Source organism: Cryobacterium fucosi (assembly GCF_004403515.1).
GTDB lineage: Bacteria > Actinomycetota > Actinomycetes > Actinomycetales > Microbacteriaceae > Cryobacterium > Cryobacterium fucosi.
In genome coordinates, this window is record NZ_SOHH01000016.1 from 1 (window position 1) to 10,542 (window position 10,542).

Sequence of the window (10,542 nt, forward strand, 5' to 3'; positions counted from 1 at the left end):
CACCGTGTCCACCGGTGCGAACCTGTCGGTCGACACGATCCCGTTCACGGCCACTCAGACCCGGATGACGATGAGCGTCTACAGCCCTGCTGCGGGCGTGCGCGTTCGGATGAAGGTCGAGAATGCGGGTAACCCCGGTCAGAACGTCGAGACGGATGCGTTCACCACGGTCGCCGGGGCGTGGGAGACCCTGACCTTCGACTTCGGCGACAATTCCACCCACTACATCCCCGACGGGCCGACGACCTACGACCTGACCAAGCCGACCCAGAATTTGAACCTGACCAGCACCTACAACAAGGTGAGTGTCTTCTTCGACTACTTCGTCGGCGCCGGCGGCTATGCACCGATGCCGTCCGACCGCACGTACTTCTTCGACGACCTGAGCGGGGTTCTCTGAGCTGATACGGCGCGGTTGACACGGCGCGGTTGACACGCGGCGGCACCCTCGGGGCCGCCGCCGCGTGCTACTCGGCGGCGTGCGCCTCGAGGAACTCGTAGACCTCGGTGTCGTCGACGCCGGGGAACGTGCCACTCGGCAGCGGGGAGAGCACATGCGCGTGCAGCCGGGCGCTCGGCCAGGCCTTCCCGGCCCAGCGGGAGGAGACCTCTGACGCCGGGCGGCGGCAGCACGACTCGTCGGGGCAGCGGGACACCGCCCGCTGGGCGGTCTCCCGGCCGCGGAACCACTTCGCCTGCGCGAACGGCACCCCGACGCTGATCGAGAACTCGCCGCCGTCCGCCGCACCGGTCTGGGTGGCCGACCAGAATGTGCCGACCGGCGTGTCGGTGTACTGGTAGAACTCGGTGGTGCGGTTGGTGTGGGTGAAGGCGCTCCGGGCGCTCCACTGCTTGCAGACGTACTGGCCCTCGATCGACCCGGTCACGTCGACCGGCAGCGGCAGTCCGTCGTTCTCGTAGCCCTTCTGCAGGGCGCCGTCGCCGTTGACCCGCAGGAAGTGCAGCGGCATCTCGAGGTGGGAGGTGGCCAGGTTGGTCAGGCGCAGGGCGGCGGCCTCGTGGGTCACCCCGAACGCATCGCGGAAGTCCTCGACCGAGAGCTCACGCTCCCGCTTGGCGTTGGCGAGGAACGCCACCGAGGCGTTCCGGGGCATCAGGCAGGCCGCCGCGAAGTAGTTGATCTGAAGCCTCTGCCAGAGGAACTCGGCGTAGCTGTCGGGGCGTTCGTGCCCGAGCAGCCGGTGCCCCATCGCCTGCAGCGCCATCGAGCGCAGCCCGTGACCGCCGGGGATCGACGCCGGCGGCAGATAGATGCGGTGGTTGACCAGGTCGGTCACCGACCGGGTCGAACCCGGCAGGTCGTTCACGTAGATGAGGTTGAAGCCGAGCTGCTCTGCCATCACGCTCACCTCGCGGTGGGTGAGCGCGCCCGACAGATGACCGGATGCCCGCACCTGGTCCTCGGCGAGCTGCTCGATGTCGGGCATGTAATTGTCCTGCTCGCGCATCTGCTCGCGCAGCTCGGTGTTCGCCCGCCTGGCCTCCTCCGGCGTGGCGATGGCCTCGCTGGCCAGGCGGGCGAGTTCCCGGTGCAGGCCGAGCAGGGATTCGAGCGCCGCGAGCGGCATGCCCTTGGTCACCTTCACCGTCGGCAGGCCGAGGGCACCGTAGAGCGGGTTCTTCTGCGCCCGGGCGAGCTCGATCTCCAGGGCCGCCCGCGTGTTGGGAGCCTCGCCGCTCAGCAGCTCGGTGATCGGCACGGCCAGGGCGGTGGCGACATCCTGCAGCGTCGACAGTTTGGGCTCGCGCCGACCGTTCTCGATCAGGGAGAGCTGGCTGCCGGCGAGGCCGACCCGGTCGCCGAGCTGGTCGAGGGTGAGCCCGCGCTCGCCGCGGAAATGACGGATGCGCAGGCCGAGGGTGACGAGGTCGGAAGCACGTGTGGGCATTCCTTAACATTACCGAAAGAATCACAATTCTTAACGGAAAGATTACCTGCGGAATGCGAGAAACAGGCGCATTCTTGATTTACAGGTACCCATCCGGCGCACCGGATCGACCACGAAAGGCCAGGAGATGACCATCGCGAATGTCTCAGTTCAGACCGGCGGGGGCGAGTCCCGCAACGCCGCTGGCACAACCGACCCCAACCTCCAGGCCTGGGTGGACGAAATCGCCCGGTTGACCCGGCCCGACGCGATCGTCTGGTGCGACGGATCCCTGCGCGAGGCCGACGCCCTCGCCAAGCAGCTCGTCACCGAGGGCAAGCTCATCCGGCTGAACCCGGAATGGCGCCCCAACAGCTACCTCGCCCGCACCAGCCCGTCCGACGTCGCCCGGGTCGAGGACCGCACCTTCATCTGCTCGACCGACCCGGACGATGCGGGCCCCACCAACAACTGGGCCGACCCGGTGGCAATGCGCGCCGAGCTGACCGAGGTCTTCGCCGGCAGCATGCGCGGCCGCACCATGTACGTCGTGCCGTTCTCGATGGGCCCGCTCGGCGGCCCCATCTCGCAGCTCGGCGTGGAGATCACCGACTCGCCCTACGTCGTGCTCAACATGGGCATCATGACCCGGATGGGCCAGAAGGTGCTGCGCCTGATCGAGGCCGGTGCGAGCTGGGTGCACACCCTGCACAGCGTGGGATACCCGCTCCTCGACGCCGACGGGCGCCACCGCGCCGACGTCGACTGGCCCTGCAACGACACCAAGTACATCGTGCAGTTCCCGGAGACCCGCGAGGTCTGGTCCTACGGCTCCGGCTACGGCGGCAACGCGTTGCTCTCCAAGAAGTCCTTCGCGCTGCGGATCGCCTCGGTGATGGCCCGCGACGAGGGCTGGCTCGCCGAGCACATGCTCCTGATCAAGGTCACCTCGCCCCAGGGCGGCGTCTCCCACCTGGCCGCCGCGTTCCCGTCGGCCTGTGGCAAGACGAACCTGTCGATGCTGCGCCCGACCATCCCCGGCTGGAAGGTCGAGACCATCGGCGACGACATCGCCTGGCTGCGCCCCGGCACCGACGGGCGCCTGTGGGCGATCAACCCGGAGGCCGGCTTCTTCGGCGTCGCCCCCGGCACCGGCGAGGTCACCAACCCGACGGCCGTCGCCACCGTCTGGGGCAACACGATCTTCACGAACGTGGCGCTGCGCGACGACGGAGACGTCTGGTGGGAAGGACTCACCGAGACGCCGCCGAGCCACCTGATCGACTGGGAGGGCAACGACTGGACGCCCGCCTCGGGCACCCCGGCCGCGCACCCCAACTCCCGGTTCACCGTCGCCGCGGCCCAGTGCCCGTCGATCTCCGACGACTGGGAGGCGTTCGGCGGCGTGCCGATCGACGCCATCCTGTTCGGTGGCCGTCGCGCGACCAACGTGCCGCTCGTCGCCCAGGCCCGCAGCTGGAAGCACGGCGTGTTCATGGGCGCCACCATCGCCTCGGAGAAGACCGCCGCGGCGGAGGGCATCGTCGGCGAGCTGCGCCGTGACCCGTTCGCGATGCTGCCGTTCTGCGGCTACAACATGGCCGACTACTGGGCGCACTGGCTCGCGGTCGGCAAGGGACTCGGCGCCAGGGCCCCGGCGATCTTCCAGGTGAACTGGTTCCGCAAGGGGCACGACGGCAGCTTCCTCTGGCCCGGGTTCGGCGAGAACTCGCGCGTGATCGAGTGGATCGTGCGCCGGATCGAGGGCAAGGCGGATGCCGTCGACACCCCGATCGGACGCCTTCCCGCCGAGGGCGGCCTCAATCTGGACGGCCTGGACCTGTCGACGGATGCGGCGGAGCAGCTCTTCCACATCGACCACGCCTCGTGGCTGGCCGAGTGCGACCTCACCGAGGAGTACTTCGCCCAGTTCGGCGGCCGGGTGCCGCCGGCCCTCCACGCCGAGCTCGCCAGCGTGCGCTACAACCTCCGCGCCTAGCCCGCCCCTGCCCCGCCTCCCCCCTCTCGCGGCCGAGGCAACGCGCGAGGTCGTAGGATTCAACTCATCCGTCGGTGTGAGCAATGAGGTGAATCCGTGGCTCAAGAGCGTGACCCGAGGTCCCGCCGCGGAACGAATCTACCTCGGATGGGTGATTTCAACGCAGCGGTTGTGCTGGATGCCATCCGGCGTTCGAAGACCGGTCTCAGCAGGGTAGAACTGGGGCGGTCCACGGGGCTGTCCGCACAGACCATTTCAAACATCTGTCGCAGGCTGCTCGACCGGGAGACGGTCATCGAGGCCGGCAAGACCAGCATCGGCCCTGGCAAGCCGCGAACCATCCTGCAGCTCAACCCCGGCGGGGTGTTTGCGGTCGGTGTCCACCTCGATCCGGCGGTCATGACCGTGGCAATCCTGGACCTGACCGGGAGCGTCGTGCTCCGGTCCAGCACGAGGACCCCCACTGCCAACGACCCGGACCAGATCATCCTTGAGATCTCATCCGAGATCGAGCGCCTCATTCGTGCGTCGGGAATCGACAGACTCAGGATCGCGGGCCTCGGGGTGGCGACTCCCGGTCCGATCGATCCGGCTCGTGGTACCGTCATCGACCCGCCCCACCTGCTCGGGTGGCATCTGGTTCCCCTCCGCGATGCCCTCGCACGATCGACCGGGCTCCCCGTGATCATCGACAAGGATGTCACAGCCGCCGCCGTGGCCGAGATGTGGGTCGGTGGTCACAGTGGTTCGGGTAGCTTCGTTTTCTGCTATCTGGGCACGGGAATCGGCGCAGGCCTGGTCCTCGACGATGAGGTCGTCCGCGGCCGGTCCGCCAACGCCGGAGAGATCGGGCACATCATCGTCGACCCGGATGGAGGGACGTGTGTGTGCGGGCTGCGCGGGTGCGTGGCCGTCACGTGCACTCCCCAGGATCTCGTTCGTGAGGCGGAGTCGGCCGGCGTGTTGGGCGGCAGCCAGGCCTCTCCTGATGCCCACGCCACCGACGAACAGTTCTCCGCATTGTGTGCGCTGGCTTCGGCCGGGCACGGGGGCGCCATGGCCATCCTGGAGCGCTCCGCTGTGCACCTTGCCCGTGCCGTTTCCGTGATCACCAATCTCCTCGACGTCGACCGGGTAGTTTTCGGTGGACCATATTGGGCTCGGCTGAGCGGTACCTACCTCCACCTCGTTCCGGGGGTGCTCGACGATCTGTCGGTTGCTCGGAGCGTCCACCGGGTGGAGGTCGTCGGCACCGGGGTGGGCGAGGATGTGGGCGCCATCGGCGCGGCCTGCCTCGTTCTCGATCATGTCCTCGCCCCCCGGTCGGCCCGGCTCCTGCTCTCCGAATAACGGGTCGGTAACCGTCCGGCGGAGCTCCTTGTCGAATATGTCCATTCGATTTACTATTGCAGCGTGCCACCTGCCGGTCACCGATCGGCATACGCCCGTGGGGGGCAACTGATGGAGCAGAAGGAGCACCATGCGTTGGAATGCACCTATCGCCGTGTCCGTGCTGGTCGCGACCTCGATGGTCGCGCTGGTCGGCTGTTCGTCGTCCGCGGAGACCAGCGGGGAGAAGACGTTGAAGATCGTCTATGAGAAGACGGATTCGTTCACCGCGCTCGACACTCTCTTCACCAAGATCAAGCCGGAATTCGAGGCGGCCAACAAGGGCGTGACCGTCGACCTTCAGCCGATTCAGGCCGGAGACGATGACTACTCGACCAAGCTCGCGCTGTCGCAGCAGTCGGCCGAGACCGCCCCCGACGTCTTCTACGAGGACACCTTCCGGGTGCGCTCCGACATCGACGCCGGGTACCTTCTCAACCTCGACGACCACCTCGCCACGTGGGACGACTGGTCCAAATTCAACGAGGGTGCCAAATCCGCGGGCATGGGCGATGACGGAAGCGTCTACGCGGTTCCCCTCGGCACCGACACCCGGGCGATCTGGTACAGCAAACCCGTGCTGACCGCGGCCGGCATCACCGTTCCGTGGCAGCCGAAGACCTGGGACGACATTCTCGACGCCGCTCGAAAGATCCAGGCCGCGGAACCGGGAGTGGTGCCCTTCAACATGTACGCGGGCAAGGGCACGGGCGAGGGCACCGTCATGCAGAGCTTCTACGAACTGCTCTACGGCACCGGGGATACCCTCTACAACGAGAAGGACCAGAAATGGGTCGTGGGGTCCCAGGGGTTCAAGGACTCGCTCGCTTTCCTCGAGACCCTGTACTCGGAGAAGCTCGCGCTCGACCCGTCTGAGGCCCTCGACCCGAACGTGTGGAAGAAGGTGTTCGGCGAGCTGTTCCCGCAGGGCAAGCTGGGCGGCACCGTCGAAGGATCGTACACTCCGTCGTTCTGGCAGACCGGAGGCTCCTACGAATGGCCGGCCTACACCGACGACATGGGCGTGGCCGCCTTCCCGACCCAGGACGGCCGGGCTCCCGGAGGCGTGAGCATGTCGGGCGGGTGGACGCTCGCGGTGGGGGCCAAGACCAAGAATCCCGATCTCGCCTTCGAATTCCTCACCCTCGCGGTCAACGAGGAGAACGCGCTCTGGTACGCCGTCAACAACTCGCAGATCGCCGTGCGCACGGATGTCGCCGCGGACCCGGCCTACCTGGCCGCCAACCCGTTCGTCGCCGATGTGACGAAACTCGTCGACGTGACCCACTATCGGCCGGCGACCGCCGACTACGCCAAGATCTCCGCCGAGGTGCAGGCGGCCACCGAAGCGGTCATCACAGGACAGCAGAGTGTCGCCGAGGCGGCAGCGGCCTACGACAAGGCGGTCGAAGGAATCGTCGGCGCCGACAAGGTTTCGAAGAAGTAGTCGGATGACGGCCGGACCCGGCGTGCCGACCCGAGAGCCGTCCCCGGCGAGGTCGGAACCAGCCGGTTCCGGCTCCCGCCGGGGAAGCCGCCTCCGCACTCTCACCCGGGTGCTTCCGTTGGGCCCGGCAACCGCTCTCCTCGCGGTCTTCCTGCTCGGCCCGGTGCTCTGGTCGTTCTATGGCTCGTTCACCAACGCCGCGCTGACCGGGGCGCACGCCCGGAGCCAGGACTGGATCGGTCTCGACAACTACGCGAGGTTGTTCGCCGATCCGGTCTTCCCGCTCTCCCTGTGGCTCACCGTGCTCTTCGTCGTCGCATCGGCCATCCTCGGACAGAACTTCCTCGGGCTGGGCATCGCCCTTCTGATGAACCGAGCCAATCGCGTCGTCAGCGGCATCGTCGGCACCGCCGTCGTGTCGGCCTGGGTGCTGCCCGAGATCGTCGCCGCCTTCGTCGCGTATGCGTACTTCAGCAAGGACGGCACCCTCAACCAGGTCCTGGCCGGGTTCGGAATGACGGGCGCCAACTGGCTCTACAGCCTTCCCATGCTTGCCGTGGTGCTCGCCAACGTCTGGCGAGGGACGGCCTTTTCGATGATGGTCTACCGGGCCGCGCTCAACGATGTGCCTGTGGAGGTCACCGAGGCCGCCATGATCGACGGTGCCGGCGGCATCACACGCCTGACCTTGATCACGATCCCCATGATCAAGAACAGCATCACCACGAATCTCATGCTGATCACGCTGCAGACCCTGTCCGTGTTCACCCTGATCTGGGTGATGACGGCCGGCGGTCCAGGCAACCAGAGTACGACGTTGCCCGTGATGGCATTTCAGGAGGCGTTCAAGTTCAGCGACATCGGCTACGGCACGGCCATCGCCACGGTCATGCTGCTGATCGGGGCGGTCTTCTCCATCGTCTACATTCGGGCCCTGCGCCCGGGAAAGGAATAGCGGATGGCCCCGCGCGCCGTTCCGACGTCGATCGCATCCCCGCGCAAGGACGTCTCCGCCCTCGTCTCAAACGGCATCCTGATCGTGATCGCTCTGTGTTTTCTCCTGCCCCTGGCCTGGCTGGTGCTCGCGTCACTCGACGTGAAGGCGAGCTATCAGACGCAGCTTCCGGCCGAACTCTCGCTGGCCAATTTCACAGCCGTGCTCACGCCGGGACTCACCTTCCTGCCGCTCTGGAACAGCGTCCTGCTGTCCGGGGGCACCGCGATCGTGACCGTCGTCGCATCCGTTCTCGCCGCATACCCGCTCTCGCGGTACACAATGCGTTTCAACAAGCCGTTCATGTACGCCATCCTGTTCGGGACGTGCCTCCCCATCACGGCTATCATGGTGCCCGTGTACAGCCTGTTCGTGCGGATGAACCTGCTTGACTCGCTGCCGGCCACCATTTTCTTCATGGCGGCCACGTCATTGCCGATGGCGATCTGGATGACCAAGAACTTCATGGATTCCGTGCCGATCAGCCTCGAAGAGGCGGCCTGGGTGGACGGGGCGAGCGCCATGAACGCGTTGCGGCGCATCGTCGTTCCCCTGATGCGGCCCGGCCTGGGGGTGGTGTTCATCTTCGTCTTCATCCAGGCGTGGGGGAATTTCTTCGTGCCGTTCGTGCTGTTGCTCTCGCCCGGTAAACAGCCCGCCGCAGTGAGCATCTACAGCTTCTTCGGCCAGTACGGCGCGATCGCATACGGGCAGTTGGCGGCATTCTCGGTGCTCTACTCCGTGCCTGTGATCCTGCTCTACGTGCTTGTTTCCCGTGGGATGGGCGGATCATTCACGATGTCCGGCGCAATCAAGGGGTAGAAGGCCAGGTACAGACCATGCATGACGACAGCGCGCTCGTTCAACTGCGGATCGACCGGTTCGTCCGGGAGAGGCTGGTCCCGGCGATCCACCGGAAGGCCGTCCCGCTCACGCTCACGGCGTGGGCGGCGCCGGGCGAACCGGTCAGCTTCGACGAGGCCGCCGGGCAGGAGTACCGTCCGTTCCAGACCGGCCGGCCGTGGGGACGCCCGTGGGGCACCACGTGGTTCCACGCCACCGGCACCGTGCCGGCCGGCTGGCCGGTCGACGAGTCCACCCGGCTCGAGGTGGTCGTCGACCTGGGCTTCAGCACCGCCACCCCCGGGTTCCAGGCCGAGGGGATCGCCTGGTCGCCCGCCGGGGTCATCCTCAAGGCGATCTCGCCCCGGAACCGCAGCGTGCCCATCGCCCTCTCTCCCGGCGGTGCCGTGGACCTCTACATCGAGGCGGCGTCCAACCCGGATGTCACGAGCGGCTTCACCTTCGTGCCCACTGCCCTGGGCGACCCGGCCACGGCCGGGACCGAGCCGATCTACACGCTGCGCCAGGTCGACCTGGCCCTGCGGGACGAGACGGTCTGGGAACTCGTGCAGGATTTCTGGACCCTCAACGGCTTGCAGCGCCAGTTGCCGAAGGCGCTGCCGCGGCGGGCGGACATCCTGCACGCCCTGGAGCGGTGCATCGACGCGATGGACCCGGACGACGTCTCCGGCACTGCGACGGTCGGCCGGGCCGCGCTCGCCCCGGTGCTCGCGCTCCCGGCCTCCGCGAGCGCTCACCGGGTGCACGCCGTCGGCCACGCGCACATCGACAGCGCCTGGCTCTGGCCGGTGCGGGAGACCGTGCGCAAGGTCGCCCGCACGTTCTCGAACGTGCTGGCCCTGATCGAGGAGAATCCGGACTTCGCCTTCGCCGCGTCATCCGCCCAGCAGTACGCCTGGCTCAAGGAGCACTACCCGGAGTTGTTCGAGCGGGTGAAGGCGCAGGTCGCGGCCGGCCGGTTCGTGCCGGTCGGCGGCATGTGGGTGGAGTCGGACACGAACATGCCCGGCGGCGAGGCGCTTGCCCGCCAGTTCGTGGCCGGCAAGCGGTTCTTCATGGAGGAGTTCGGCGTCGAACCGCTGGAGGTCTGGCTGCCCGACTCCTTCGGCTATTCGGCGGCGCTGCCGCAGATCGTGGCGGCGGCCGGGTCGTGCTGGTTCCTGACCCAGAAGACCTCGTGGAACGAGACGAACCTGATGCCGCACCACACCTTCCTCTGGGAGGGCATCGACGGTACCCGGATCTTCACGCATTTCCCGCCCGTCGACACCTACAACGCCGAGCTGTCCGGGGAGGAGCTGGCGCGCGCGCAACGCAACTACGCCGAGAAGGGCGCCGCCCACACCTCGCTGGTGCCGTTCGGCTGGGGCGATGGCGGGGGAGGCCCGACCGGCGAGATGATCGCCGCGGCCCGCCGCACCGCGTCCCTGGAGGGGTCGCCCACGGTCGAGTTGTCGACGCCACAGCGGTTCTTCGAGACGGCGGAGGCCGAATACCCGGAGCCCCCGGTCTGGTCCGGCGAGTTGTACCTCGAGTTCCACCGCGGCACCTACACCTCGCAGGCCCGCACCAAACGCGGCAACCGGCGCAGCGAACACCTGCTGCGTGAGGCGGAGCTGTGGGCGAGCACCGCGGCGGTGCAGACGGATGCCGCGTACCCCTACGACGCGCTCCAGCAGGCCTGGCACACCGTGCTGCTCCAGCAATTCCACGACATCCTGCCCGGCTCGTCGATCGCCTGGGTGCACCAGGAGGCCGAACGCCACTACGCCGAGGTCGCCGAGACCCTGCACGGCCTGGTGTCGGCCTCGGTGACGGCGCTCTGCGGCGCGGGCGGCGGGTCGATCACCCTCAACGCCGGACCGTACCCGGTGCGGGGCATCGCCGGGCTCGGCGCCGGGACGACCGACCGGCTCGGCGCCGGGACGACCGGCGGGGCGGTGGCCCACTCGGCGCCCGC

General features: G+C 67.7%; 8 protein-coding genes. 7 read left to right on the forward strand and 1 reads right to left on the reverse strand.

Features of this window, described 5'->3' with window-relative positions; genetic code table 11:
* The coding region (locus E3T48_RS16590) for a hypothetical protein (RefSeq protein ID WP_198417601.1) at positions 1-400 on the forward strand (400 nt) is incomplete at its 5' end.
* A gap of 67 nt (positions 401-467) precedes the next feature.
* On the opposite strand, the gene E3T48_RS01220 is transcribed toward E3T48_RS16590, so the two are convergent.
* The gene (locus E3T48_RS01220) at positions 468-1,910 is read right to left on the reverse strand and encodes an XRE family transcriptional regulator (RefSeq protein ID WP_134522067.1); all 1,443 of its coding nucleotides are present in this window, start codon (positions 1,908-1,910) and stop codon (positions 468-470) included.
* Between the two features lie 127 nt (positions 1,911-2,037).
* Here E3T48_RS01220 and E3T48_RS01225 point away from each other — a divergent pair, with 127 nt between their 5' ends.
* The 6 genes from E3T48_RS01225 to E3T48_RS01250 form a co-directional block, all read left to right on the forward strand.
* Positions 2,038-3,888, forward strand: coding sequence for a phosphoenolpyruvate carboxykinase (GTP) (locus E3T48_RS01225; protein ID WP_134522068.1), 1,851 nt, complete (start codon positions 2,038-2,040; stop codon positions 3,886-3,888).
* 147 nt (positions 3,889-4,035) lie between these two features.
* Positions 4,036-5,238 carry an ROK family protein gene (locus E3T48_RS01230; protein ID WP_134522069.1) on the forward strand — a complete coding sequence of 401 codons (1,203 nt, stop codon included), beginning with the start codon at positions 4,036-4,038 and terminating at the stop codon, positions 5,236-5,238.
* Positions 5,239-5,368: 130 nt separating this feature from the next.
* Positions 5,369-6,724: an extracellular solute-binding protein gene (locus E3T48_RS01235; RefSeq protein ID WP_134522070.1), complete on the forward strand. Its 1,356-nt coding sequence runs from the start codon at positions 5,369-5,371 to the stop codon at positions 6,722-6,724.
* 4 nt (positions 6,725-6,728) lie between these two features.
* Positions 6,729-7,679 carry a carbohydrate ABC transporter permease gene (locus E3T48_RS01240; protein WP_134522071.1) on the forward strand — a complete coding sequence of 317 codons (951 nt, stop codon included), beginning with the start codon at positions 6,729-6,731 and terminating at the stop codon, positions 7,677-7,679.
* Between the two features lie 3 nt (positions 7,680-7,682).
* Positions 7,683-8,540, forward strand: coding sequence for a carbohydrate ABC transporter permease (locus tag E3T48_RS01245; RefSeq protein ID WP_134522072.1), 858 nt, complete (start codon positions 7,683-7,685; stop codon positions 8,538-8,540).
* A 17-nt stretch (positions 8,541-8,557) separates the two neighbouring features.
* A partial coding sequence (locus E3T48_RS01250; protein WP_420898338.1) for an alpha-mannosidase occupies positions 8,558-10,542 on the forward strand: 1,985 nt, incomplete at its 3' end.